This window comes from Pseudomonas sp. TE3895, assembly GCF_056278855.1.
Map to the genome: position 1 here is coordinate 2866967 of NZ_JBWBQE010000001.1, position 25100 is coordinate 2892066.

The 25100-nt window shown below is 62.9% G+C and carries 19 protein-coding genes, 1 tRNA gene and 1 pseudogene; 13 read left to right on the plus strand and 8 right to left on the minus strand.

Annotated features, from left to right (window positions below):
* Window positions 1–106: 106 nt before the first annotated feature.
* The 7 genes from ACZ889_RS12800 to ACZ889_RS12830 all read left to right on the plus strand — a co-directional run bounded on the left by ACZ889_RS12800 (window position 107) and on the right by ACZ889_RS12830 (window position 4709).
* The gene (locus ACZ889_RS12800; protein ID WP_070095834.1) at window positions 107–493 is read left to right on the plus strand and encodes a DUF488 domain-containing protein; all 387 of its coding nucleotides are present in this window, start codon (window positions 107–109) and stop codon (window positions 491–493) included.
* A gap of 10 nt (window positions 494–503) precedes the next feature.
* The gene (locus tag ACZ889_RS12805) at window positions 504–947 is read left to right on the plus strand and encodes a GNAT family N-acetyltransferase (protein WP_012051782.1); all 444 of its coding nucleotides are present in this window, start codon (window positions 504–506) and stop codon (window positions 945–947) included.
* Between the two features lie 107 nt (window positions 948–1054).
* On the plus strand, window positions 1055–1444 hold the full coding sequence (locus tag ACZ889_RS12810) for a helix-turn-helix domain-containing protein (protein WP_180688574.1): 390 nt from the start codon (window positions 1055–1057) through the stop codon (window positions 1442–1444).
* Window positions 1445–1507: 63 nt separating this feature from the next.
* Window positions 1508–2146 (plus strand): response regulator transcription factor GacA, encoded by a 639-nt coding sequence (gene gacA, locus ACZ889_RS12815; RefSeq protein ID WP_003251380.1) that lies wholly within the window; start codon window positions 1508–1510, stop codon window positions 2144–2146.
* Window positions 2147–2152: 6 nt separating this feature from the next.
* The gene (uvrC, locus tag ACZ889_RS12820) at window positions 2153–3976 is read left to right on the plus strand and encodes an excinuclease ABC subunit UvrC (protein WP_108191249.1); all 1824 of its coding nucleotides are present in this window, start codon (window positions 2153–2155) and stop codon (window positions 3974–3976) included.
* Between the two features lie 33 nt (window positions 3977–4009).
* Window positions 4010–4570: a CDP-diacylglycerol--glycerol-3-phosphate 3-phosphatidyltransferase gene (pgsA, locus tag ACZ889_RS12825; protein ID WP_003251374.1), complete on the plus strand. Its 561-nt coding sequence runs from the start codon at window positions 4010–4012 to the stop codon at window positions 4568–4570.
* Between the two features lie 63 nt (window positions 4571–4633).
* Window positions 4634–4709 (plus strand) — tRNA-Gly (locus tag ACZ889_RS12830).
* Window positions 4710–4866: 157 nt separating this feature from the next.
* On the opposite strand, the gene ACZ889_RS12835 is transcribed toward ACZ889_RS12830, so the two are convergent.
* The 3 genes from ACZ889_RS12835 to ACZ889_RS12845 all read right to left on the minus strand — a co-directional run bounded on the left by ACZ889_RS12835 (window position 4867) and on the right by ACZ889_RS12845 (window position 7481).
* Window positions 4867–5544 carry a DsbA family protein gene (locus ACZ889_RS12835; protein WP_476257425.1) on the minus strand — a complete coding sequence of 226 codons (678 nt, stop codon included), beginning with the start codon at window positions 5542–5544 and terminating at the stop codon, window positions 4867–4869.
* 673 nt (window positions 5545–6217) lie between these two features.
* On the minus strand, window positions 6218–6733 hold the full coding sequence (locus ACZ889_RS12840; RefSeq protein WP_476257426.1) for a DUF4880 domain-containing protein: 516 nt from the start codon (window positions 6731–6733) through the stop codon (window positions 6218–6220).
* 448 nt (window positions 6734–7181) lie between these two features.
* Entirely contained in the window at window positions 7182–7481 is a 300-nt protein-coding gene (locus tag ACZ889_RS12845; protein ID WP_003251328.1) for a DUF6124 family protein, read from the minus strand.
* Window positions 7482–7611: 130 nt separating this feature from the next.
* On the opposite strand from ACZ889_RS12845, the gene ACZ889_RS12850 reads away from it, so the two are divergent.
* Both ACZ889_RS12850 and ACZ889_RS12855 read left to right on the plus strand, forming a co-directional pair.
* On the plus strand, window positions 7612–8265 hold the full coding sequence (locus tag ACZ889_RS12850) for a LexA family protein (protein ID WP_003251326.1): 654 nt from the start codon (window positions 7612–7614) through the stop codon (window positions 8263–8265).
* 65 nt (window positions 8266–8330) lie between these two features.
* On the plus strand, window positions 8331–8993 hold the full coding sequence (locus ACZ889_RS12855; RefSeq protein ID WP_180690142.1) for a LexA family transcriptional regulator: 663 nt from the start codon (window positions 8331–8333) through the stop codon (window positions 8991–8993).
* A gap of 298 nt (window positions 8994–9291) precedes the next feature.
* On the opposite strand, the gene ACZ889_RS12860 is transcribed toward ACZ889_RS12855, so the two are convergent.
* The 4 genes from ACZ889_RS12860 to ACZ889_RS12875 are packed head-to-tail and all read right to left on the minus strand — an operon-like array spanning window position 9292 to window position 14850.
* Window positions 9292–11244, minus strand: coding sequence for an acetyl/propionyl/methylcrotonyl-CoA carboxylase subunit alpha (locus ACZ889_RS12860; protein ID WP_180688530.1), 1953 nt, complete (start codon window positions 11242–11244; stop codon window positions 9292–9294).
* Complete coding sequence (locus ACZ889_RS12865; protein ID WP_070095827.1) at window positions 11241–12056, minus strand: gamma-carboxygeranoyl-CoA hydratase; 816 nt, start codon at window positions 12054–12056, stop codon at window positions 11241–11243. Before ACZ889_RS12865 ends, ACZ889_RS12860 begins: the two co-directional genes overlap by 4 nt.
* 3 nt (window positions 12057–12059) lie before the next feature.
* Window positions 12060–13667: a carboxyl transferase domain-containing protein gene (locus tag ACZ889_RS12870; RefSeq protein ID WP_004576464.1), complete on the minus strand. Its 1608-nt coding sequence runs from the start codon at window positions 13665–13667 to the stop codon at window positions 12060–12062.
* 19 nt (window positions 13668–13686) lie between these two features.
* A complete protein-coding gene (locus tag ACZ889_RS12875; RefSeq protein WP_003251317.1) occupies window positions 13687–14850 on the minus strand; it encodes an isovaleryl-CoA dehydrogenase in 1164 nt (387 codons plus the stop codon).
* 324 nt (window positions 14851–15174) lie between these two features.
* Here ACZ889_RS12875 and ACZ889_RS12880 point away from each other — a divergent pair, with 324 nt between their 5' ends.
* Entirely contained in the window at window positions 15175–16857 is a 1683-nt protein-coding gene (locus ACZ889_RS12880; protein ID WP_476257427.1) for an AMP-binding protein, read from the plus strand.
* 214 nt (window positions 16858–17071) lie between these two features.
* Here ACZ889_RS12880 and ACZ889_RS12885 read toward each other — a convergent pair whose 3' ends face one another.
* Window positions 17072–17233, minus strand: a complete 162-nt coding sequence (locus ACZ889_RS12885) for a hypothetical protein (RefSeq protein WP_003251307.1) — start codon at window positions 17231–17233, stop codon at window positions 17072–17074.
* A 139-nt stretch (window positions 17234–17372) separates the two neighbouring features.
* Between ACZ889_RS12885 and ACZ889_RS12890 the strand changes: the two genes are divergently transcribed.
* From ACZ889_RS12890 to glgB, 3 genes and pseudogenes are all read left to right on the plus strand, one after another.
* Window positions 17373–19391, plus strand: coding sequence for an alpha-1,4-glucan--maltose-1-phosphate maltosyltransferase (locus ACZ889_RS12890; RefSeq protein WP_476257428.1), 2019 nt, complete (start codon window positions 17373–17375; stop codon window positions 19389–19391).
* A gap of 164 nt (window positions 19392–19555) precedes the next feature.
* Window positions 19556–22877, plus strand: a pseudogene (gene treS / locus ACZ889_RS12895) (maltose alpha-D-glucosyltransferase).
* Entirely contained in the window at window positions 22874–25084 is a 2211-nt protein-coding gene (gene glgB / locus ACZ889_RS12900) for a 1,4-alpha-glucan branching protein GlgB (RefSeq protein ID WP_476257429.1), read from the plus strand. The pseudogene treS and the gene glgB overlap by 4 nt, the downstream one beginning before the upstream one ends.
* The last annotated feature ends 16 nt before the right edge of the window (window positions 25085–25100 follow it).

Genomic DNA, 25100 nt, shown 5'->3' on the forward strand with positions numbered 1-25100 from the left:
CGAAAGTGCCGAAGGCCTTGAGCATAGAAACAATTCGTAACCCGGCCGTGACCTCGATCAATGAATTATCTAGGCTCAAGACGGACGGTAATGGCAGGAGACGCCCATGATTCGCTGCAAACGTGTCTATGATGCGGTTGAGGATGAAGATGGCCAGCGTGTGCTGGTCGACCGCCTTTGGCCGCGCAACAAGCGCAAGGAAGACCTCCATGGGCAGTGGTTGCGCGAAGTGGCACCTTCGAATGAATTGCGTAAGGCGTTCCATCAGGGTGAAGTGGATTTCGCCGGTTTTACCCAGCGGTACCAGCAAGCGCTGGCGGCCCACCCCGAACACTGGTACCCGCTGCTGGACATGGCCAGGAAGGGGACGCTGACATTGCTTTATGCCGGCAAGGACAGCGAGCACAACAATGCCCGGGTGCTGGCCGACTGGTTGGAAAACGAACTGGACAGGAGTGGCCCTGGCAGTTCGCCAGTTTGTTATGCCCAATGAGCGCGATGCGATGCCCTTACAGTTGATTCCCGCCCAAGACATCCACTGCACCTTCGCCCGTAACCTTACGCGCCGCGCCATGTTGCCCTACTACCGTGAATTCGACCTGCTGTGGATCGAGGACGCCTTCGACGCGGCCTGGGGCTGGCGCGAGCAGTGGCTGGTGATCGAAGGCGACACGCTGTTGGGTTTTTGCAGCCTCAGCCAGGACCGCCAGGCGCTGTTCATCCGCGAGTTGCACCTGTTGCCTGAGTACCGTGGGCGAGGGGTCGGTAGCTGGGTGCTGGAAGAACTGGCGCTGTGGGCCAGGCAGCGGCGCCTTCCCCTGTTGCGGCTGATGGTGTTCCGCAGCAACCCGGCCCGCCTGCTGTACCAGCGCCATGGCTTCATCGAAATGGGTGAAGACGAATGCTTTGTGCGGATGCAGCGGGATATCAACGTAGTAGCTAAATGATGGCTTGTCGCGACCGCAGAGCATGGGCATAGTGGATCCACACCTTTACGGCTGCCTGCAGGCGGGCAGGCCGTACTTGAGAGGATAAGGGAAAAGGAGAAGCCCCTATGAACGGAATCGGTCCACGGCTGCGGGAAGAGCGTGAGCGGCTGGGTATGACCCAGCGTGTATTTGGCGATATCGGTGGCGTCGAGCCCAACGCTCAGGGCAAGTACGAAAGCGGTGAGCGCACGCCGCGGCTAGATTACCTGGCGGCATTGGCGACCCGGGGCGTGGATGCGTTGTATGTCCTCAGCGGCCTGCGCACCCCGGCAGCGCACGAAGGTTTGAACACGGATGAGTCCGGTTTGCTGGGGGCTTTTCGGAAATTGCGGTCGGATGATCAGGCGGCGCTCTTGCACCTTTTGGGGCGGTTGGCCAACGACGCCAAGCCCCGGCAAATAGTGCGGCCGCTTACTGTCGAACGTCAGTCGTTTCTGAAGGAAGCAATGCGTTAGGCCCACCGTGAAAAATTTTGTTAAGGTGGCGGGATCCAATCGCCCTGCTGACGAGGTGTGTGCTTGATTAGGGTCTTAGTGGTCGATGATCACGATCTGGTACGAACCGGTATTACACGCATGTTGGCCGACATCGACGGCCTGCAGGTGGTGGGTGAGGGAGATTCCGGCGAGTCGGCGCTGAAACTGGCCCGGGAGCTGAAACCGGACGTTGTGCTGATGGATGTGAAAATGCCCGGCATCGGCGGCCTGGAGGCCACCCGCAAGCTGCTGCGCAGCCACCCTGACATCAAGGTAGTGGCGGTGACGGTGTGCGAGGAGGACCCGTTCCCCACACGCTTGTTGCAGGCCGGCGCTGCCGGCTACCTGACCAAGGGTGCAGGCCTTGACGAAATGGTCCAGGCCATTCGTCTGGCCTTTGCCGGCCAGCGCTATATCAGCCCGCAGATCGCCCAGCAGTTGGCGCTGAAACCGTTCCAGCCGCAGGGCTCGCCGTTCGACGCGCTGTCCGAGCGGGAAATCCAGATTGCCCTGATGATTGTCGGCTGCCAGAAAGTGCAGATCATCTCCGACAAGTTGTGCCTCTCGCCCAAGACCGTCAATACTTACCGTTATCGGATCTTTGAAAAACTCTCGGTCACCAGCGACGTCGAATTGACCTTGCTGGCCGTTCGCCACGGTATGGTTGACGCAAGCCTGTAAAACCTCATGTCCCAAGTCTTTGATGCCAGCGCATTCCTGGCGACCTGCAGCGGTCGCCCGGGCGTTTACCGGATGTTCGACGGCGAAGCCCGGCTACTTTACGTGGGCAAGGCCAAGAACCTGAAGAAGCGCCTGGCCAGCTATTTCCGCAAGGCTGGCCTTGCGCCCAAGACCGCCGCGCTGGTTGCGCGCATCGCCCAGGTTGAAACCACCATCACCGCCAACGAAACCGAGGCGTTGCTGCTGGAGCAGAACCTGATCAAGGAGTGGCGGCCGCCTTACAACATCCTGCTGCGCGACGATAAGTCCTACCCCTACGTGTTTCTGTCCGATGGCGAGTTCCCGCGCCTGGGCATTCACCGTGGGGCGAAAAAGGCCAAGGGCCGTTACTTTGGCCCGTACCCCAGCGCCGGGGCCATTCGCGAAAGCCTCAGCCTGCTGCAAAAGGCTTTTTCTGTGCGTCAATGCGAAGACAGCTACTACGCCAACCGCACCCGGCCATGCCTGCAGTACCAGATAAAGCGCTGCAAAGGGCCCTGCACCGACCTGGTGACTGCCGAGGAATACGCAGAAGACGTGCGTCATTCGGTGATGTTTCTGGAAGGGCGTAGCCAGCAACTGGGCAATGAGTTGAACGCCGAGATGGAAAAGGCCGCCATGGCCCTCGATTTCGAAAAAGCCGCCGAGCTGCGCGACCAGATCGCCTTGTTGCGCCGCGTGCAGGACCAGCAGTACATCGAGGGCGGCAGCGGCGATGTCGACGTCATTGCCGCCTTCGTCAACCCGGGTGGTGCCTGTGTGCACCTGATCAGCGTGCGCGGCGGGCGAGTACTGGGCAGCAAGAACTTCTTCCCGCAGGTGGGCATCGAGGAGGAGGTGGCCGAGGTCATGGCCGCATTCCTGTCCCAGTACTATCTGGGCAACGCAGAGCGCGAGCTGCCCGGTGAGTTGATCGTCAACGTTGTTCACGAAGACTTCAACGCCATCACCGAAGCGCTGCACACGCTGCGTGGCCGCGAACTGACCATCAGCCACCGGGTGCGCGGCACCCGCGCCCGCTGGCAGCAACTGGCCGTGACCAATGCCGAGCAGGCGCTGAATGCCCGCCTGGCCAACCGCCAGCACATGGCTGCGCGCTTCGAAGCCCTGGCCGAAGTGCTGGGCCTGGATGAAGTGCCGCAACGCCTGGAATGCTACGACATCAGCCACTCCAGTGGTGAAGCTACCGTGGCCAGTTGCGTGGTGTTCGGCCCCGAAGGGCCGATCAAGTCCGACTACCGCCGCTTCAACATCGAAGGCGTCACCGCAGGTGACGATTACGCGGCCATGCATCAGGCCCTGACCCGCCGCTATGGGCGCATCAAGGACGGCGAGGGCAAGCTGCCCGATGTGCTGCTGGTGGACGGCGGCAAGGGCCAGCTGAACATGGCCCGCGATGTGATGCAGGAGCTGGGGTTCACCGACCTGACCCTGCTGGGTGTGGCCAAGGGCGTCACACGCAAGGCGGGTTTCGAAACCCTGTACCTGAACGATGTGCATCACGAATTCACCCTCAAGGGCGATTCATCGGCGTTGCACCTGATCCAGCAGATCCGCGACGAAGCCCACCGCTTCGCTATCACCGGCCACCGCGCCCGCCGTGGCAAGGCCCGTCGAGTCTCCAGCCTTGAAGATGTGGCCGGGGTAGGGCCCAAGCGCCGCCGCGACCTGCTGAAACATTTCGGCGGCCTGCAGGAGCTCAACCGCGCCAGTATCGATGAAATCGCCAAAGCCCCCGGCATCAGTAAAAAGCTTGCCGAGTCGATTTATGCCAGCCTGCATAGCGAGTAGAATGCCGGGCTCAACTTGCAGCCAGTCGTACCGATGAATATTCCAAACCTGCTCACCGTTCTACGCGTCCTGCTCATTCCGTGCTTCATTCTGCTGTTCTACATGCCCTATCAGTGGAGTTACATGGCCGCCAGCAGCGTATTCGCCGTAGCCGCCGCCACCGATTGGCTGGACGGCTACCTGGCGCGTCGACTGCAGCAGAGCACGCCGTTCGGCGCCTTCCTCGACCCGGTGGCCGACAAGCTGATGGTGGCAGTGGCCCTGGTGCTGCTGGTGCAGACCCACGCCAACTTTTGGCTGACCCTGCCCGCCGCGGTCATCATCGGCCGCGAGATCGTGGTGTCTGCGCTGCGCGAGTGGATGGCTGAGCTAGGCGCGCGGGCGCATGTGGCGGTGTCCAACCTCGGTAAGTGGAAGACTGCGGCGCAGATGCTGGCGCTGGTGATCCTGCTGGGCAACCCACCGGCGGTGACCTTCTGGGTGATCCTGGGCTACGGGCTGCTGCTGGTGGCAGCGGGGCTGACGCTGTGGTCGATGGTGCACTACCTGTTGGCCGCCTGGCCGCACCTGCGCGAAGGCTCGGAAAAAAAATAAAAGTTTTTTGAATCAAGGGGTTGACGCTGTTTTAGAAATCGCTAGAATGGCACCCATCACGACGCGGGAATAGCTCAGTTGGTAGAGCACGACCTTGCCAAGGTCGGGGTCGCGAGTTCGAGTCTCGTTTCCCGCTCCAAATAAAGATCTACAGGTTTCAGTCGAAGTCTGTAAGTCGTTGAAAAAAGGCCCTTCGGGGCCTTTTTTCGTTCGAATGCATTCTGCCTCAATCCCCTCCCTCCACGAAATTCAAGTACAAACACCACAACGCGGCGCCCTGGCCGTGACGCCGTGGGCTACCTGGACATATCGCTGATCACGTCAGCGGGCATTTCAAAAATCTCGGGTGCGCTCAACAGGTCCACTGCGGACAGCAAGGCATCGGGATCGATTGGGTCTTCCAGGATCAGGGTGTGCTGGGTGTGATTGTCGGTCAGGCGCAGCGTGGGGGTGGCGTTGAATCCGTTCTCCAAGGTTTGCGCTTTTTGCGTGTCCACGACTTGGGCAGCCCGTTCGCCGGCCAGGCAGCGTTGCAGGGACGGGCCGATGTCCGGATAGTCGTGTCCAGCAGCCAACCCACGGCCGTTGCCTTGAGTATGCAGGTAGACCCAGAGCACCGCCCCCCAAACGCCTTCGCGCCCCTCACGCTGGCCCATGCATTCGATCAGTCGCGCTTCCCGACTGGCGGCCGGTTCATGCTGGGGGAGGGGCAGGTGATGCCAGGCCAGGTTGACGTGATCGTTGGTGACGATCCAGCGCTGCAATTGCGGCAGGTAGGCCTGGCAGTGCGGGCATTCGAGGTCGGCGTAGAGGGTGAGGGTGAAGCGCGCTTTGGGGTTGCCGTAGATCCGCGGCGGGCCATCATCGGCGGTGGAACGAAAAGGTAGCGGCAGCCACCAGCACAATGCCAAAACCGCGGCTGCGAGCCAGCCGCAGGCCCACTTTAGGTTGGTTGCACTCATCCGTTTGCGCATGTTGTTGCTCCTGGCAATTCCAGATCGAACGGCTCGAAACCGGTGCGCCGTTTCCATCCTGAGTCATGCGGAGGGCGGCATCGAGTCCACTGATGCCGAGTTGCTGCATGAGGCTATGACGCTGGCTTCCTCTACAGGTTCCGTCCTTGCCAGTGCCAGATATGAACGGGTGGCACGGTGCGGAACAACGGCTCCACCTTTGTTTCAACGATGGACGCCGCGGGGTTAAACGCTTTCGATCGAAGTGGCGCCGCGGCGGTTTGGAAGTAAATTCACACAATGTCCCTCTACCCCTTGAAACGCATAGCCTGCAGGCAGCATGCGTCAGCGCAGGTGCAAGCCTGAACCTGGAAGCCCTGCTCAATCAGCTAGCTTTTCTGAGCTTCGGTTTTGCTCGCGAGGGGATTCGCGGTTTGATTCCTCAGGTAGGCCAAGGCGAATCGGGCAAGCGGCTGAAGCGTTACTCTCTGGTCCTGGGCCCTTGTCTTGCGTATCTGGATTGACGCACGAATCAACGGATTTTCCAGGCGATGACGGCGAGCAGATGATTGTGCAGGTTCTTAAGGAGCATGGCATTCTCGCTGACGTTTGCCATTTCCACTTTGGACCGCCCCCCTATCCTGAACGAGTTTACTGGATGCAGTACGGAGAGTCCGACTTGCCTAAGCGCTGATCAAGCCCAGAACCCAACCAGCACCAACGCCGCCACACCCAGCCCGACCGCAACCGAGCAGCCACCCAGCGACAGCGCCGCCCGGCCTTGCCGATACCAGCCGTCATGGCCCAGTTGCCGTGCCGGCGCCAGCAGGCTGCGCCACCGCAGTTCCGTATCGTGAAACGCCTGCAAGTTCGCTGTATCGGCATCCAGCCAGCGGCGGAAGTCGATACGCTCGCACGCCGTCACCTGCGGGCTCTGCAAGCGCACATACCATTGCCCGGCCACGCTCGCCAGCACATCCCGGCGCGAGCGGCCAGCCTGCAGCGCCTGGCCCATGTTGCGCTCGATACTCGCCAGTGGCAGGTCAAGGCGCACAGCAATGCTGGCGAAGTCCATCTGATCGAGGCGGTTAAGCAAAAATACTTGCTGTACGCGCCGTGGTAGCCGCTTCAGTGCATGCAGCAGGGCATCGTCGGCATCGTGCTCGGCAGCAGGAGTGGGGTGCTCAAGGGGCAGCAGCAGACGGGTCATGGACAGCTCCTTGCTCTATAAAGGGGATGAGGGGGCATCTTCCTTGATGCGGAAACAGCGTAGGCGAAACGAGATTGATTCTCAAGTGCTGATTCCGCAAAGTTTTGTAACGAGCGTTCACGCCCTGAAACACCTTTGCTATCATGCGCGCCATCACGATCTTCATTAGCCTGAAGAGCCAAAAAAAAGACCCGGCAAAAAAGCCGGGTCAAAAACCGTGATTAGCCTGATGAGGAGATAATCTGAGAGCGACCTAAGCTTTCAGGTTATCCAGCGGATCTCGCGATCAGCTGAGTGCAATAATAATCGTTATCATTTGCCAGTCAAATGAATTTTCGCTAATCCGGTAAAAAAGTTTTACCGGCGCGCTTCCTTGTCCCGGCAATCGGGGCCTTTGCCGTTACCTGGCCATCACGTTCTCTCCCTTCTTTTTTGTCTATAAACCCGCTCACTCGGTGCGTTTGTGCTCCAGCAGTGCGCGAGCCATGTCCATCATGTGCATCAACGCGAACGTCAGTTCGCGCTGGCTGCCGTGCTGGTGGGTGGCGGTTTCCTGGGCGGTGGCCGCAGCGCAGCGCAGCAGGGCGATGGCGTGTTCCTGGGCCTGGTCGCCGGTTACGCCTTCGTGCAGGGTCCAGATTCTGTTGTCCAGGGTGGGCCGCGGTGGGTTGGGGTTGAGGTAATAGTCGAGCGCGCGGCGTGCGGCTTCGCTGTCGAGATCTGTTTCGTCGTTTTTCGATGGTTTCATGGCAATACCTGCTGATTTCCCTTCAAGCACACTGGAATCACAGAATAGGTCAAGCTGTACTATGTAGTGCCAAATAAATAATTCAGATTGTGTATTGCAGCGGTTAATACAGTCCGTATTGTTGCCGCTCATGGAAAACTGGAACGCATTTCTCAAGCGCTACAAGCGCGAACATAACCTCAGTCAGCTCCAACTGGCCGAGCGCCTGGGCATGACGCAGGGGGGCGTGGGGCATTGGCTGCGTGGCACGCGTCGGCCGACGCTGGAAACCATCAATGAAAAGCTGGAGAAGCTTGGGCTGGTGTTTCTGGAAGCCCAGGTCATGGTGGTCGAGCGCGACATCGTGCGTGAAGCGCAAGGGCTCTATACGGCCGAGCAGCCGGTTTCAGCCGAGGCGCTGCTCTATGCCAGCTTCCGCTTCCCGGTGCTGAGTTGGGCTGACCTGCAGGGGCCATTGCCTGAAACGAGCACGTCCCATGAGCAGACGGACTATATGCCCGCCGGCAATGCGTTCTGGCTGGTGGTGGAAAACGACTCGATGAACGCGGCCAGTGGTAAGAGCGTGCCCGAGGGCATGCGCGTGCTGGTGGATACCGGGTTGGAGGCACAGCCCGGCAGGTTGGTCATTGCACGGCAGCCGGGGCGCCCGGCGGTATTGCGGCAGTTGGTCGAAGAGGGTGGAGACAAGATGCTCAGGCCACTGAATACGCGCTATCCGACGGTTTTGTGTGAAGAAGGCTGCGCGTTTCTGGGAGTGGTGGTGCGGGTACATGGGGCCTTCTAGGCTGCCGGGTTGCTGCGAAGCTGTGTCACGCCACAAGGCCGCTATACGTGAGGGGCATGCCAGCCATGAACATGGATAAGTGGATTGCCCTCGTTCGCGACCGGATGGAGGAATTAGGGCTTACCCAAGAGCAGCTTGCCGAGCGCGTAGGCGTGTCGCAAGGCAGTGTAGGACATTGGGTGAACAAGCGGCGTCAGCCGAAAATCGAATCGATGAACCGCACGTTCGTCGAGATTGGCATGCCTCATTACAATGTCAGCCTGCAGCTGCGTATCCAGGGGCAGGTTGGCGAGGAGCGTAGTGTTTACGAGATAGCAGACGATGATGAACTCGACCTCATGCGGTACATCGTTTGCTTCCGTTACCCGGTGCTGGGTTGGAGTGAGTTAGAGGCTGCGACGGCTGTAGAGCCTGCTGTTTTCGAGCAGACTGACTACCTGGCACAGGGCAAGGCGTTCTGGCTAACCGTGGAAAACGATGCCATGAGCGCTGTCAGTGGCCGCAGTGTGCCGCAGGGCATGCGGATGCTGGTGGACCCAGGTGTAGAGGCTGAGGCGGGGCGTTTGGTTATCGCTCGTCAGCCGGGCAAGCCGGCGATTTTCCGCGAGCTGGCCGAGGAAGGTGGGCAGCGTTATCTGAAGGCATTGAACAGTAACTACCCGGCGCTGTTGTGCGAAGAGGGTTGCGAATTTCTTGGGGTGGTCGTGCGGGTGCATGGGGCCTTTTGAAAGGGTTTGAGTAGCGGCGGCAACGGTGAACGGCGGATGGAGATTGGCCAGCAGTCACGGCCTCTTCGCGGGTGAACCCGCTCCTACAGGACGGGCTGTGTCCAACCTCCGGTGTGTGTCCACCACCAATCTGCGTAGGAGCGGGTTTACCCGCGAATACGGTAGCGGCGGCAACCGTGAACGGCGGGTGGAAATTGGCCAGCAGGCACGGCCTCTTCGCGGGTGAACCCGCTCCTACGTGCTGTTGCAGGGGCGGCCTTGTGTTGTGTTAGGGCCGCAAAGCGGCCCTACGGCACCGTTATTCCACCAGTTCGACCAGCACAGTCCCTTCGCTGACCATGTCCCCCTCCAGGCAGAACAGCGCCTTCACTGTGCCGGCATGCGGCGCACGAATGCTGTGCTCCATCTTCATGGCCTCCAGTACCACCAGCGCAGTACCGGCTTCCACCACCTGCCCAGGTTCGACCAGCACCCGCACGATACTGCCGTTCATGGGCGCACCCAGCCCACCCTGATGGCTGTGGCTGGCTTCGGCCTCGGCAATCGGGTCGAAGGCTTCGATGGCATGCATTTCGCCATCCCAGTGCAGGTACAGCGTGCCACCCCGACGGATTGCCAGATGCTGGCGACGCACGCCGTTCTGGTCATGCACCAACTGCTCACCTTGCAGCTGCCAGGTAGAAGCAGCGCTGCGTTCCAGGGCCACTGCCTGATCGTGCCCAGCACTCACCAGATGCAAGCTGCTGCGTGCCGGCAGGCCCAAGCGCAGTCCATTACGCCCGCTCCACGGCGAATGGCGATCGTCTTCGCGCTGATGCCCCGCCTGGCCCTGCAGCCAGGCTTCGGCTGCCGCCTCCCAAAAGCCAGCCGGCAGCGCACGTGCCGCCGGCAGCAGCACATCCTGGTGGCGGGGAATGAAGCCGGTGTCCAGCTCTGCCGCCGCGAACGCAGGGTGCGCGAGAATGCGGCGCAGGAAGGCGATGTTGGTCTTTAGCCCGCCAATGGCAAACTCGTCGAGCATGGCCAGCAAGCGCAGGCGTGCCTGTTCGCGGTCTTCACCCCAGGCAATCAGCTTGCCCAGCATCGGGTCGTAGAACGGCGACACCACATCGCCTTCGCTGACCCCGCTGTCCACCCGCCGACCTTCGCCAGGTGCCGATTCACGGTACAGCGCCAATTTGCCGGTCGCGGGTAAAAAATCGTTGGCCGGGTCTTCGGCATACAGGCGTACTTCGATGGCATGGCCGATCAGCGGCACCTGTTCCTGTGTGATCGGCAGGGCATCGCCGCAGGCTACGCGAATTTGCCAGGCAACAAGGTCCAGGCCGGTTATGGCCTCGGTGACCGGGTGTTCCACTTGCAGGCGAGTGTTCATCTCCATGAAGAAGAATTCGCCACGGGCATCGAGCAGAAACTCCACGGTGCCAGCACCCACGTAACCGATAGCCTGGGCGGCACGCACCGCCGCTTCGCCCATGGCCCGGCGCAGTTCGGGCGACAGGCCGGGGGCCGGGGCCTCTTCCACCACCTTCTGGTGGCGGCGCTGAATGGAACAGTCGCGCTCGTTGAGGTATAGGCAGTTGCCGTGCTGGTCGGCGAACACCTGAATCTCCACGTGGCGTGGCTTGAGCACGTACTTTTCCACCAGCATGCGCGCATCGCCGAACGACGACTGTGCCTCACGCTGGGCCGAAGCCAGGGCGTCGGCCAACTGGCTTTCTTCCTCGACCACTTTCATGCCCTTGCCGCCGCCGCCAGCGCTGGCCTTGAGCAGCACCGGGTAGCCGATGCGCTCGGCCGCGGCGCGGAAGGTGTCCAAGTCTTGGGCCTCGCCATGGTAGCCCGGTACCAACGGCACGCCGGCGGCCTCCATCAGCGCCTTGGCTGCCGATTTGCTGCCCATGGCGTCGATGGCGCTGGCCGGTGGGCCGAGGAATATCAGCCCGGCCTGCTCGATGGCGCGGGCGAAACCTGCGTTCTCGGACAGAAAGCCATAACCTGGGTGGATGGCCTGGGCGCCGCTGGCCTTGGCGGCGGCCAGCAGCTTGTCGACCAGCAGGTAGCTTTCGGCAGCCTTGGTGCCGCCCAGGTCGACGCGGATGTCGGCTTCGCGGCTGTGACGGGCGTCACGGTCGGTGGCGCTGTGCACGGCGACAGTGGTCAGGCCCATGGCCTTGGCGGTGCGCATCACCCGGCAGGCGATTTCGCCGCGGTTGGCGACCAGCAGGGTGGTCAAAGCGGGGCGGCTCATGGGCGCGGCTCCTTCTTGTCAACGGTTTGCCAGGCGGGACGGCGTTTTTCCAGGAAAGCGCGCAGGCCCTCCTGGCCTTCGGCGCTGACGCGGATGCGGGCGATGGTGTTTTCGCAGTAACGGCGCAGGGCCGGGCTGAGTTCGCCGTCGTCCACTTCGCGCAGCAAGTCCTTGGTGGCGCGCAATGCTTGTGGGCTGTTCTGCAGCAGGTTGCTTATCCAGGCTTCCACGTGGTCGTCCAGTTCGCTGGCCGGGTATACCTCGGCCAACAGGCCCAGCTCGCGGGCGCGCACGCCAGTGAAACGCTCGGCGGTGAGGGCGTAGCGGCGCGCGGCGCGTTCGCCAATGGCCTTGACCACGAACGGGCTGATCACCGCCGGGGCCAGGCCGATGCGTACTTCCGACAGGCACAGCTGGGCGTCTTCGGCGCCGATGGCCATGTCGCAGCAACTGATCAGGCCCAGCGCGCCGCCGAAGGCTGCGCCTTGCACCACGGCCAGGGTCGGGGCCTTGAGGCGGTGCAGGGCGTACATCAGCTCACCCAGTTCGTGGGCGTCATCCAGGTTGGTGTTGAAGTCCAGTTGTGCCGACTGCTGCATCCAGGCCAGGTCGGCACCGGCGCTGAAGTGCCGGCCACGGCCGCGCAGCAGCACAAAGCGCAGGCTGGCGTCTTCGGCCAACTGGTCGATGGCCACGATCAGCTCGCGGATCATCTGCGCGTTGAAGGCGTTGTTCTTGTCCTCGCGGCTTAACCACAGGGTGGCGAAGCCGCGTGGGTCGCGGATCACTTCGAGGGTGCTGAAATCGCTCATGGGTCACATCCGGAAAATGCCGAAGCGGCTCTGTTCGATCGGCGCGTTCAGCGCGGCAGACAACGCCAGGCCGAGGACGTCGCGGGTCTGTGCCGGGTCGATGACGCCGTCGTCCCACAAGCGGGCACTGGAATAATAGGGGTGGCCCTGACGCTCGTACTGGTCGAGGATCGGCTGCTTGAGCCTGGCTTCGTCTTCGGCACTGAATGGCTGGCCGCTGCGTTCGCTCTGCTCGCGCTTGACCTGGGCCAGCACCCCGGCGGCCTGTTCGGCGCCCATCACGCCAATCCGTGCGTTGGGCCACATCCACAGGAAGCGCGGGTCGTAGGCGCGGCCGCACATGCCGTAGTTGCCGGCACCAAAGCTCCCGCCGATGATCACCGTGAACTTCGGCACCTGGGCGCAGGCCACGGCGGTGACCAGCTTGGCGCCGTGCTTGGCGATGCCGCCTTCTTCGTACTTCTTGCCGACCATGAAACCGGTAATGTTCTGCAGGAACAGCAGCGGGATGCCGCGTTGGCAGGCCAGTTCGATGAAGTGCGCACCTTTTTGCGCGGCTTCGGCGAACAGGATGCCGTTGTTGGCCAGAATCGCCACCGGGTAGCCATGCAGGTGGGCGAAGCCGCACACCAGGGTGGTACCGAACAGCGCCTTGAACTCATCGAACACCGAGCCATCGACCAGGCGGGCGATCACCTCGCGCACGTCGAACGGTTGCTTGGCATCGGCCGGCACCACGCCGTACAGCTCATCGGCCGCATACAGCGGTGCCACCGGTGCCAGGCGTTGTAGCTTGCCCTGCTTGTGCCAGTTGAGGTTGGCCACGCTGCGCCGGGCCAGGGCCAGGGCATGTTCGTCGTTGTCGGCATAGTGGTCGGCGACGCCGCTGGTGCGGCAATGCACATCGGCGCCGCCGAGGTCTTCGGCGCTCACCACTTCGCCGGTGGCGGCTTTCACCAGCGGCGGGCCGGCGAGGAAGATGGTCGCCTGCTGGCGCACCATGATCGCTTCGTCGGCCATGGCCGGCACGTAGGCGCCGCCAGCGGTGCACGAGCCCATCACCACGGCGATCTGCGGGATGCCTTGCGCGCTCATGTTGGCCTGGTTGAAGAAGATGCGCCCGAAATGCTCGCGGTCGGGGAACACTTCGTCCTGGCGTGGCAAGTTGGCGCCGCCGGAGTCCACCAGATAGATGCACGGCAGGCGGTTCTGCAGGGCGATGGTTTGTGCACGCAGGTGCTTCTTCACCGTCAGCGGGTAGTACGAACCGCCTTTTACCGTGGCGTCGTTGGCCACGATCATGCATTCCACGCCTTCCACGCGGCCGATGCCGGCAATCACGCCCGCCGCTGGCACGTCTTCGCCGTACACCTCATGGGCGGCCAACTGGCCGATTTCGAGGAACGGCGAGCCCGGGTCCAGCAGGCGGTCGATACGCTCGCGCGGCAGCAGTTTGCCACGCGAGGTATGCCGTTCCTGGGCCTTGGGCCCGCCGCCCTGGGCAACCTGGGCGAGCAAGCCGCGCAGGGCCTGGACCTGTTCGAGCATGGCCGCGCTGTTGACGGCAAATTCTGCCGAACGCGGGTTGATCTGGGTGTGCAAGGTAGCCATGTGCGCCCGTCCCTTATGTTCAGCGGGTTTCGTTGAACAGTTCGCGGCCGATCAGCATCCGGCGGATTTCGCTGGTGCCGGCACCGATTTCGTACAGTTTGGCGTCGCGCAACAGGCGCCCAGCCGGGAATTCGTTGATATAGCCGTTGCCGCCAAGAATCTGGATCGCCTCCAGGGCCATTTGCGTGGCGCGCTCGGCGGTGTACAGGATCACCCCGGCAGCATCCTTGCGGGTGGTCTCGCCACGGTCGCAGGCCTGGGCCACGGCATACAGGTAGGCGCGGCTGGCGTTCAGCTGGGTGTACATGTCGGCAATCTTGCCCTGGATCAGCTGGAACTCGCCGATGCTCTGGCCGAATTGCTTGCGGTCGTGGATATACGGCACCACCAGGTCCATGCAGCTTTGCATGATGCCGGTCGGGCCGCCGGACAGCACCACACGTTCGTAGTCCAGGCCGCTCATCAGGACGCGCACGCCGCCGTTAAGCTGGCCCAGAATGTTCTCTGCCGGCACTTCCACGCCGTCGAAGAACAGCTCGCAGGTGTTGGACCCACGCATGCCCAGCTTGTCGAACTTGTTGCTGCGGCTGAAGCCTTTCCAGTCACGCTCGACGATGAACGCGGTGATGCCGTGCGCACCCTTGTCCAGGTCGGTCTTGGCGTAAATCACGTAGGTGTTGGCGTCGGGACCGTTGGTGATCCAGGTCTTGCTGCCGTTGAGCACGTAGTGATCGCCGCGTTTTTCTGCGCGCAGTTTCATCGACACCACGTCGGAGCCGGCATTGGGCTCGCTCATGGCCAAGGCGCCGATGTGCTCGCCGCTGATCAGCTTGGGCAAGTACTTGAGCTTCTGCTCGTGGGTGCCGTTGCGGTTGATCTGGTTGACGCACAGGTTGGAATGGGCGCCGTAGGACAGCGCCACCGAGGCGGAGCCCCGGCTGATTTCTTCCATCGACACCACATGGGCCAGGTAGCCCAGGCCAGCGCCACCGTACTCTTCCGGTACGGTGATGCCCAGCAGGCCCATGTCACCGAACTTGCGCCACATGTCGGCGGGGAACAGGTTGTCGTGGTCGATCTGCGCGGCACGCGGGGCCAGTTCGGCGGCGACGAAGGTGCGCACCTGGTCGCGGAGCATGTCGATGGTCTCGCCCAGGGCGAAGTTCAGGGAGGGGTAATGCATGCTGGGGCACCTTCTTGTTCTTGGAAATTGGGTAACACCGTAGCTCAAAGGCTAACCGCTGACCCCTGTAGGAGCGGGCTTGCCCGCGAATGCGTCAGCAGGACCACCGTCATTGCCTGGGTGATCGCATTCGCGGGCAAGCCCGCTCCTGCAAGGGTCGGCGTCATGCCGGAGGTTCCGGTATCGTTCATCACCTTTACGTTAACGTAAACCTGCGGGAAGGCACTGTCAATCCACTCGTCACCTTTACGTAAACGTAAATCTGCGCCAGAGTATTCCCGCTTGCTTCAGCCGTGCCCAAAACAACCACAAGAAGGGACACCCATGAGTCAACCGAGCTATACCCGCGGTCGCCAGGACCGACCCTTGCTGACCCAGACCATCGGCCAGGCCTTCGATGCCACCGTGGCCCGCTGTTGCGACAGCGAGGCCCTGGTGTCCCGCCACCAGGGCCTGCGTTACAGCTGGCGGCAGTTGGCTGAACAGGTCGAAATATACGCCCGCGCCCTGATCGCACTGGGCGTGAACACCGGCGACCGTGTTGGCATCTGGTCGCCCAACTGCGCCCAGTGGTGCATCTTGCAGCTGGCCAGTGCCAAGGTCGGCGCCATCCTGGTCAACATCAACCCGGCCTACCGTGTGGGTGAGCTGGAATACGTGTTGCGCCAGTCCGGCTGCCGCTGGCTGGTCTGCGCTGAAGCCTTCAAGACGTCTGATTACCACGCCATGGTGCAGGCGCTGGTGCCTGAACTGGCCAGCGCCCGGCCTGGTGAGCTGGCCAGCGAATGCCTGCCCGAGTTGCGTGGTGTCATCAGCCTGGCCGCCAACCCGCCTGCCGGCTTCCTGCCCTGGCACGCCTTGGCCGAGCGGGCAGGGCAGACGTCTGTTGAGGCCTGCACAGCCCGTCAGCAAAGCCTGCAATTCGACCAGCCGGTGAACATCCAGTACACCTCCGGCACCACCGGTGCGCCCAAAGGTGCCACGCTCAGTCACTACAACATCCTCAACAACGGTTTCATGGTGGGTGAAAGCCTTGGCCTGACGGCCCGCGACCGTATGGTGATCCCGGTGCCGCTGTACCATTGCTTCGGCATGGTCATGGCCAACCTCGGCTGCATCACCCACGGCAGCACCATGATTTACCCCAACGACGCTTTTGACGCCGAACTCACCCTGCGCGCCGTGGCCGAGGAGCGCGCCACCATCCTCTATGGCGTGCCGACCATGTTCATCGCGATGCTCGATCACCCCTCGCGTGCGCAGATGGACCTGTCGACCCTGCGCAGCGGCATCATGGCCGGCGCCACCTGCCCGATCGAGGTGATGCGCCGGGTCATCGACCAGATGCACATGGCTGAAGTGCAGATCGCCTACGGCATGACCGAAACCAGCCCGGTGTCGCTGCAGACCGGCCCGGACGATGACCTGGAGCTGCGCGTGACCACCGTCGGCCGCACCCAGCCTCAGCTGGAAAACAAACTGGTGGACACTGATGGCTGCATCGTCGCGCGCGGTGAGATCGGCGAGCTGTGTACCCGCGGCTACAGCGTGATGCTTGGCTACTGGGACAACCCCCAGGCCACGGCGGATGCCATCGACCCGGCCGGCTGGATGCATTCGGGTGACCTGGCGGTGATGGACGAGCAGGGCTATGTGCGCATCGTCGGGCGCAACAAGGACATGATCATTCGCGGCGGCGAGAACATTTACCCGCGTGAGCTGGAAGAGTTTTTCTACACCCACCCGGCAGTGGCCGATGCGCAGGTGATCGGCATCCCGTGTAGCCGCTATGGCGAAGAGATCGTCGCCTGGATCAAGCTGCACCCGGGGCATAGCGCCACGGTCGAGGAGCTGCAGGGCTGGTGCAAGGCACGCATCGCACACTTCAAGGTGCCGCGGTATATCCGTTTTGTCGACGAGTACCCGATGACCGTGACCGGCAAGGTGCAGAAGTTCCGCATGCGCGAGATCAGTGTGGCGGAGATTGCGGCTGCATCTGCGGGTTGATGTGCGGGCGCGGCCGGCCTCTTCGCGGGTAAACCCGCTCCTACACAGGGACAGCGCCGCATTCAAGGCCGGCACGGTCCCTGGCAGGAGCGGGTTTACCCGCGAAGAGGCCGGCCCGATCAATGCAAGATCTTCACCTTGCCAAGCACCCGGTCATCAACCTTTCAATGGAGCAGCGGAGATCAGCTGTTCATGCCGGTGCCGTGGTCTACCCTTAAGCCTTCACCGGTGGCTCCTGGCTCGGCGGGTCGCCCACTGTCGGCGGCACGGTCGGCTTGATCGGCAGCTCGTCCGGGTCTTCTTCCGGTACGGGTGGCGGCAAGCTCGGGTCGTCGATGTTGGGATCGGGTGTCTCCGGTGGAATGGGAATGTTCATGGCCTGACCTCGCGTGGGTGGGTGAAGAGGTGCTGTAGGCTCTGACCGCTGGCAGCTGCCGTTCGCTCAATTATTTTGAACCCCCCGCCTGTGCCCGGCTCTGAACCCTTACCGCCACCAGCCTGAGGGAGCAAGGTCGATGTCACGAAACGAGCCCTTTGAAAGCGTGCCCATGGCGAACGATCACCCCGACCAGGCCATTAGCCTGGCCCAGGCGCTGCTGGCGCCACGCATCGTGATCGAAGACACCCAACCCGTGCTCGACGCCGGCAGCTTCGCCGCCAAGGCCGTCAGCGGCCAGCCTGTGGCAGTCAGCACCAAGGCCTACAGCGACGGCCACGACCGCCTGGCGGTGATGCTCAACTGGCGCCAGGCCCACAGCAGGCGCTGGCATTGCGTGCCGATGCAGGCGGCGGGCAACGACCTGTGGCAGGCCGAATTCACCCCCACCGAGCTGGGCCCGCACCGGTTCAGTATCGAGGCCTGGATCGACCCGTTTGCCACCTATTGCCACGATCTGGAGAAGAAGTACCACGCCGGCGTCGAGGTGAAACTGGAGCTGGAAGAAGGCCGTTTGATGCTGGGCAAAGGCATCGAGCTGTGCAGCGGCGCCCTGCGCGAAGAGCTCGAGGCCGTGCAACACCGCCTGGCCACCCTCAGTACCGATGACCAGGTAGCCGTCTTTCTCGACCCGACCACCGCCCGCTTGATGGGCGAAGCCGAACACCGCAGCTACCTGACCCGCAGCCCTGAGTTTCCCCTTGATGTCGACCGCCCGGCCGCCCTGTTCGCCAGCTGGTACGAGCTGTTCCCGCGCTCGATGACCGACGACCCGCAGCGCCACGGCACCTTCAACGACGTGCACGAACGGCTGCCGATGATCCGCGACATGGGCTTCGACGTACTGTACTTCCCGCCCATCCACCCCATCGGCATGCAGCATCGCAAGGGCCGCAACAACGCCCTCAAGGCCGAGCCGGGCGACCCGGGCAGCCCTTATGCCATCGGCAGCCCGGAAGGCGGCCACGAGGCCATTCACCCGCAACTGGGCAGCCGCGATGACTTCCGCCGTCTGGTGGCCGCAGCGGCGGAACACGGCCTGGAAATTGCCCTCGATTTCGCCATCCAGTGCTCCCAGGACCACCCTTGGCTCAAGGAGCACCCGGGCTGGTTCAGCTGGCGCCCGGACGGCACCATCCGCTACGCCGAAAACCCGCCGAAAAAGTACCAGGACATCGTCAACGTCGATTTCTATGCGCCAGAGGCCGTGCCTTCGCTGTGGCTCGCCCTGCGCGATGTGGTGGTCGGCTGGGTCGAGGAGGGCGTCAAGACCTTCCGCGTCGACAACCCGCACACCAAGCCGTTGCCGTTCTGGCAATGGCTGATCACCAATGTGCGCAGCCAGCACCCCGACGTCATCTTCCTCGCCGAAGCCTTTACCAAGCCGGCGATGATGGCGCGCCTGGGCAAGGTCGGCTACGCACAGAGCTATACCTATTTCACCTGGCGCAACCACAAGCAGGAGCTGCGCGAATATTTCGAGCAGCTCAACCAGCCACCGTGGAGCCAGTGCTACCGGCCCAACTTCTTCGTCAATACACCGGATATCAACCCGTTTTTCCTGCACACCTCAGGCCGCGCAGGTTTCCTGATCCGTGCCGCGCTGGCGACCATGGGCTCAGGCTTATGGGGCATGTATTCGGGCTTCGAGCTGTGCGAGGGCACGCCGTTGCCGGGCAAGGAGGAGTACCTGGATTCGGAGAAGTACGAAATCCGCCCACGCGATTTCACCCAGCCCGGCAACATCATCGCCGAGATCGCCCAGCTCAACCGTATTCGCCGGCAGAACCGCGCCTTGCAAACGCATCTGGGCGTTGCCTTCTTCAATTGCTGGAACGACAACATTCTGTACTTCGCCAAGCGTACGCCCGAGCGTGACAACTACATCCTGGTGGCCGTCAGCCTCGACCCACACAACGCCCAGGAGGCGCACTTCGAGTTGCCGCTGTGGGAGTTGGGGCTGGACGACAACGCCGAAACCCAGGGTGAAGACCTGATGAACGGCCACCGCTGGTCGTGGTACGGCAAGACCCAGTGGATGCGCATAGAGCCCTGGCACCTGCCGTTCGGCATCTGGCGCATCGAAAAAGCCCGTTAACAAGGCTCAGACTGTGCCCCTGTAGGAGCGGGTTTACCCGCGAACACCGGCGAAGCCGGTGCCATGCACCTCGGCACCGCGGTGTCATCTTCGCGGGTAAACCCGCTCCTACGGGGGATCGAGCAAGCTCGGATGTCTGTGCATGCAATTGAAAGGAGTCGCACATGGCCAAGCGTTCCCGCCCGGCAGCCTTCATCGACGACCCGCTGTGGTACAAGGACGCCGTCATCTACCAGCTGCACATCAAGTCGTTCTTCGACTCGAACAATGACGGCATCGGCGACTTCGCCGGCCTGATCAGCAAGCTCGACTACATCGCCGAGCTGGGCGTCAACACCCTGTGGCTGCTGCCGTTCTACCCCTCGCCACGCCGTGACGACGGCTACGACATCGCCGAATACAAGGCCGTGCACCCCGACTACGGCAGCATGGCCGACGCCCGCCGTTTCATCGCCGAGGCCCACAAGCGCGGCCTGCGGGTGATCACCGAGCTGGTCATCAACCACACCAGCGACCAGCACCCGTGGTTCCAGCGCGCCCGCCACGCCAAGCGCGGCAGCAAGGCGCGCGAGTTCTACGTGTGGTCGGACGACGACCAGAAGTACGACGGCACGCGCATCATCTTCCTCGACACCGAGAAGTCCAACTGGACCTGGGACCCGGTCGCCGGCCAGTACTTCTGGCACCGGTTCTACTCGCACCAGCCGGACCTCAACTTCGACAACCCGCAGGTGCTCAAGGCGGTGATCGGCGTCATGCGCTTCTGGCTCGACCTGGGTGTAGATGGCCTGCGGCTGGACGCGATCCCTTACCTGATCGAGCGCGACGGCACCAACAACGAAAACCTCGCCGAAACCCACGACGTGCTCAAGGCGATCCGCGCCGAGATCGACGCCAACTACCCCGATCGCATGCTGCTGGCAGAAGCCAACCAGTGGCCGGAAGACACGCGCCCGTACTTCGGCGAAGGCGACGGCGACGAATGCCATATGGCCTTCCACTTTCCGTTGATGCCGCGCATGTACATGGCCCTGGCCATGGAAGACCGCTTCCCGATCACCGATATCCTGCGCCAGACCCCGGAAATCCCGGCCAACTGCCAGTGGGCGATCTTTTTGCGCAACCATGATGAACTGACCCTGGAAATGGTCCACCGACCGCGAGCGCGACTACCTGTGGAACTACTACGCCGAAGACCGCCGCGCGCGCATCAACCTGGGTATTCGCCGGCGCCTGGCGCCCCTGTTGCAGCGTGACCGTCGGCGCATAGAGCTGCTGACCAGCCTGCTGTTGTCGATGCCCGGCACGCCAACCCTGTATTACGGCGACGAACTGGGCATGGGCGACAATATCTATCTGGGTGACCGTGATGGCGTTCGCACACCCATGCAGTGGTCGCCAGACCGCAACGGCGGTTTTTCCCGCGCCGACCCGCAGCGCCTGGTGCTGCCGCCGATCATGGACCCGCTCTACGGTTACCAGACCGTCAACGTCGAGGCGCAAAGCCACGACCCGCATTCACTGCTGAACTGGACCCGGCGCATGCTGGCGGTGCGCAAGCAGCAGAAGGCCTTTGGCCGCGGCAGCCTGCGCACCCTCACGCCCAGCAACCGGCGCATCCTTGCCTATATCCGCGAGTACACCGATGCCGACGGCAATACCGAGGTCATCCTCTGCGTGGCCAACGTGTCCCGCGCCGCCCAGGCTGCCGAACTCGAATTGTCACAATACGCCGACAAAGTACCGGTGGAGATGCTTGGCGGCAGCGCGTTCCCGCCAATCGGCCAACTGCCGTTTCTGCTGACCTTGCCACCTTATGCGTTCTACTGGTTCCTGCTGGCCAGCCGCGATCGCATGCCCAGCTGGCACATCCAGCCCACCGAGGGGTTACCCGAATTGACCACATTGGTACTGCGCAAGCGCATGGAAGAACTGCTGCAAGCCCCCGCAAGCGATACGCTGCAAAGCACCATCCTGCCGCAGTACCTGCCCAAGCGCCGCTGGTTCGCCGGCAAGGAAGGGCCGATTGATGCCGTGCGCCTGTGTTACGGCGTGCGTTTCGGCACCGCCACCACGCCGGTGTTGCTCAGCGAAATCGAGGTACACAGCGACGGCACGGCCACCCGCTATCAGCTGCCTTTCGGCCTGCTGCGTGAGGAACAGATCCATACCGCGCTGCCGCAGCAGCTGGCGTTGTCGCGGGTGCGCCGTACCCACCAGGTTGGCTTGATCACAGACGCCTTCGTCCTCGAGCCGTTCATTCACGCCGTGATGCAAGCCTGCCAGGATGGCCTGCGTCTGCCGTGTGGCGACGCTGAGGGTGAATTGCGCTTCGAATGCACAGAGCAGCTGGCCGGCCTGGCGCTCGACGAGGAGAGCGAAGTGCGCTACCTCAGCGCCGAGCAGTCCAACAGTTCGGTGGTCATTGGCGACCGCGTGGTGCTCAAGCTGATCCGCCGGGTCAACCCGGGCATCCATCCAGAGCTGGAAATGAGTGCCTACCTGACCGCCGCCGGCTTTGCCAACATCTCGCCGCTGCTGGCCTGGGTCAGCCGGGTGGACGAACAACACGCGCCGCACCTGCTGATGATTGCCCAGGGTTACCTGAGCAACCAGGGCGATGCCTGGGGTTGGACCCAGAACACGCTGGAAAGGGCCATCCGCGACCAGATGGAGCCCACCCGCAACGACGCCGAAGCGCACACTGACGCATTGGCCGAACTCAGCGGCTTTGCGGCCTTGCTTGGCCAGCGCCTGGGCGAGATGCACCTGCTGCTGGCCGCACCCACCGAAGACCCGGCCTTCCAGCCGCGCCCCAGCGATGCGCAGGACAGCGAGCGCTGGCGTGCACAGATCAGCACTGAACTGACCCACGCCCTCGACCTGCTGGTCCAGCACCGTGACACCTTAGACCGCGACAGCCAGGCCTTGGTCGACGACCTGCAGCAACAGCGTGACGGCCTGGCCCAGCACATCGACAACCTCGCCGAGCAGGCTCAGGGTGGCCTGCTGATGCGTGTGCACGGCGACCTGCATCTGGGCCAGGTGCTGGTGGTGCAGGGGGATGCCTACCTCATCGATTTTGAAGGCGAACCCGCCCGGTCCCTTGAAGAGCGCCGGGCAAAACACAGCCCCTACAAGGATGTCAGCGGCGTGCTGCGATCCTTCGACTATGCTGCTGCGATGATCTTGCGCAGCGCGTCTGCGGTGGACCTTTCCGAGCCGGCGCGGCAAGCCCGGCAGCGGGTTGCCCGGCAGTACCTGCACCAGTCCCGGCATGCCTTTGTCGAAGCCTATGGCCTGGCCACCGCCGCCATGCCACACGCCTGGCAGCACGCCGAGGGCGAGCGCGCGGCGCTGGAACTGTTCTGCCTGGAAAAAGCCGCCTACGAGATTACATACGAAGCCGAAAACCGTCCGAGCTGGCTGGCCGTGCCTTTGCATGGTCTGCATGGACTGATCAGTACCTGGGGAGAGTCAGAATGAACGTTACAACGCGTGAAAACGGTGGCCTTCGGCAACGGGACCTCGACGCCCTGGCCCGCGCCGAACACGCCGATCCTTTTGCGGTACTCGGCCCCCACGGCGACGGCGCAGGCGGGCAGGTGGTCCGCGCCTTTCTGCCCAATGCCCTGAAAGTGCGCATTCAGGCCCGGGATGACGGGCGGGTCCTTGCCGAAATGGAGCAGGGCAGCCTGCCTGGGTTGTTCAGTGCGCACCTCGATGAGGCACAGCCCTACCAGTTTCATATCGTCTGGGCCGGTGGCGAACAGGTTACCGAAGACCCCTACAGCTTTGGCCCGCAACTGGGTGACATGGACCTTCACTTGTTCGCGGAAGGCAATCACCGCGATTTGTCCGGGCGCTTCGGTGCCCAGCCGACTCAGGTCGATGGCATCGACGGCGTGTGTTTCTCGGTCTGGGCGCCGAATGCCCGGCGGGTGTCGGTGGTGGGTGATTTCAACAACTGGGATGGCCGCCGCCACCCCATGCGCCTGCGGCATGGCGCGGGGGTGTGGGAGCTGTTCATTCCGCGCCTGGGCGTGGGCGAAACCTACAAGTTCGAAGTGCTTGGCAAGGACGGCATACTGCCGCTGAAGGCCGACCCGCTGGCCCGTGCCACCGAGCTGCCGCCGAGCACGGCGTCCAAGGTAGCCGGTGAACTCAGCCACGCCTGGCAGGATCATGACTGGATGGCGCAACGCGCCCAGCGCCATGCCTACAACGCGCCGTTGTCGATCTACGAGCTGCACCCAGGGTCATGGCGCTGCGAGCTGGACGAAGCGGGCGAAGTCGGGCGTTTCTACAACTGGCGCGAACTGGCCGAACGGCTGGTGCCCTATGTGCAGGAACTGGGCTTTACCCACATCGAACTGCTGCCGATCATGGAACACCCGTTCGGCGGCTCCTGGGGCTATCAACCACTGTCGATGTTCGCGCCCACCTCGCGCTATGGCAGTGCCGAGGATTTCGCCGCGTTCATCGACGCCTGCCACCAGGGAGGCATTGGTGTGCTGCTGGACTGGGTGCCGGCGCATTTTCCCACCGACGAACATGGCCTGGCGCGCTTCGATGGCACTGCGCTGTACGAATACGACAACCCCCTGGAGGGCTACCACCAGGACTGGAACACGCTGATCTACAACCTCGGGCGCAATGAAGTGCGCGGCTTCATGATGGCTTCGGCGCTGCACTGGTTGAAGCATTTCCACATCGACGGCCTGCGCGTCGATGCGGTGGCCTCGATGCTGTACCGCGACTACTCGCGCAAGGCTGGCGAATGGGTACCCAATCGCCACGGCGGGCGCGAGAACCTGGAAGCCATCGACTTCATCCGCCACCTTAACGGCGTGGCTGCCCACGAGGCCCCGGGTGCGCTGATCATCGCCGAAGAGTCCACCGCCTGGCCTGGGGTCAGCCAGCCTACCCAACAGGGCGGCCTGGGTTTTGCCTACAAGTGGAACATGGGCTGGATGCACGACACCCTGCACTACATCCAGAACGACCCGGTGCACCGCACCTACCACCACAACGAGATGAGTTTCGGGCTGATCTATGCCTATTCCGAGCACTTCATCCTGCCCATTTCCCATGATGAGGTGGTGCACGGCAAGCATTCGCTGATCGACAAGATGCCCGGCGACCGCTGGCAGAAGTTCGCCAACCTACGTGCCTATCTCACCTTCATGTGGGCACACCCGGGCAAGAAGCTGCTGTTCATGGGCTGCGAGTTCGGCCAGTGGCGTGAGTGGAACCACGACAGCGAACTGGACTGGTACCTGCTGCAGTATCCCGAGCACCAGGGCGTGCAGCGCCTGGTGGGCGACCTCAACCGCCTGTACCGCGAAGAGCCGGCGTTGCACGAGCAGGATTGCCAGCCGCAGGGCTTCCAGTGGCTGATCGGTGACGACGCGCAGAACAGCGTGTACGCCTGGCTGCGCTGGAGCAGCAGCGGCGAGCCGGTGCTGGTGGTGGCCAACTTCACACCGGTACCCCGTGAGGGTTACCGCATTGGCGTGCCGTTCGGCGAGCGTTGGCAGGAGCTGCTGAACAGTGATGCCGAGCTGTATGCCGGGTCGAACGTGGGTAATCTGGGGGCGGTGGCCAGTGAGGCAGTGGCCAGCCACGGGCAGCCATTATCGCTGGCCCTGAACCTGCCGCCGCTGGGGGTGTTGATCATGAAGCCCGCCTGATCGGTTGGCTGTACTG

Bases quoted from the DNA above. Each gene is read 5' to 3' on its own strand.
- uvrC (WP_108191249.1), top strand. From the start codon at position 2,153: ATGTCCCAAGTCTTTGATGCCAGCGCATTCCTGGCGACCTGCAGCGGT.
- ACZ889_RS12845 (WP_003251328.1), bottom strand. From the start codon at position 7,481: ATGAAACCATCGAAAAACGACGAAACAGATCTCGACAGCGAAGCCGCA.
- ACZ889_RS12870 (WP_004576464.1), bottom strand. From the start codon at position 13,667: ATGGCTACCTTGCACACCCAGATCAACCCGCGTTCGGCAGAATTTGCC.
- ACZ889_RS12835 (WP_476257425.1), bottom strand. From the start codon at position 5,544: ATGCGCAAACGGATGAGTGCAACCAACCTAAAGTGGGCCTGCGGCTGG.
- ACZ889_RS12885 (WP_003251307.1), bottom strand. From the start codon at position 17,233: ATGAACATTCCCATTCCACCGGAGACACCCGATCCCAACATCGACGAC.
- ACZ889_RS12890 (WP_476257428.1), top strand. From the start codon at position 17,373: ATGTCACGAAACGAGCCCTTTGAAAGCGTGCCCATGGCGAACGATCAC.
- ACZ889_RS12865 (WP_070095827.1), bottom strand. From the start codon at position 12,056: ATGAGCGATTTCAGCACCCTCGAAGTGATCCGCGACCCACGCGGCTTC.
- ACZ889_RS12805 (WP_012051782.1), top strand. From the start codon at position 504: ATGCCCTTACAGTTGATTCCCGCCCAAGACATCCACTGCACCTTCGCC.
- ACZ889_RS12860 (WP_180688530.1), bottom strand. From the start codon at position 11,244: ATGAGCCGCCCCGCTTTGACCACCCTGCTGGTCGCCAACCGCGGCGAA.
- ACZ889_RS12880 (WP_476257427.1), top strand. From the start codon at position 15,175: ATGAGTCAACCGAGCTATACCCGCGGTCGCCAGGACCGACCCTTGCTG.
- pgsA (WP_003251374.1), top strand. From the start codon at position 4,010: ATGAATATTCCAAACCTGCTCACCGTTCTACGCGTCCTGCTCATTCCG.
- ACZ889_RS12800 (WP_070095834.1), top strand. From the start codon at position 107: ATGATTCGCTGCAAACGTGTCTATGATGCGGTTGAGGATGAAGATGGC.
- ACZ889_RS12875 (WP_003251317.1), bottom strand. From the start codon at position 14,850: ATGCATTACCCCTCCCTGAACTTCGCCCTGGGCGAGACCATCGACATG.
- ACZ889_RS12810 (WP_180688574.1), top strand. From the start codon at position 1,055: ATGAACGGAATCGGTCCACGGCTGCGGGAAGAGCGTGAGCGGCTGGGT.
- ACZ889_RS12855 (WP_180690142.1), top strand. From the start codon at position 8,331: ATGAACATGGATAAGTGGATTGCCCTCGTTCGCGACCGGATGGAGGAA.
- glgB (WP_476257429.1), top strand. From the start codon at position 22,874: ATGAACGTTACAACGCGTGAAAACGGTGGCCTTCGGCAACGGGACCTC.
- ACZ889_RS12850 (WP_003251326.1), top strand. From the start codon at position 7,612: ATGGAAAACTGGAACGCATTTCTCAAGCGCTACAAGCGCGAACATAAC.
- ACZ889_RS12840 (WP_476257426.1), bottom strand. From the start codon at position 6,733: ATGACCCGTCTGCTGCTGCCCCTTGAGCACCCCACTCCTGCTGCCGAG.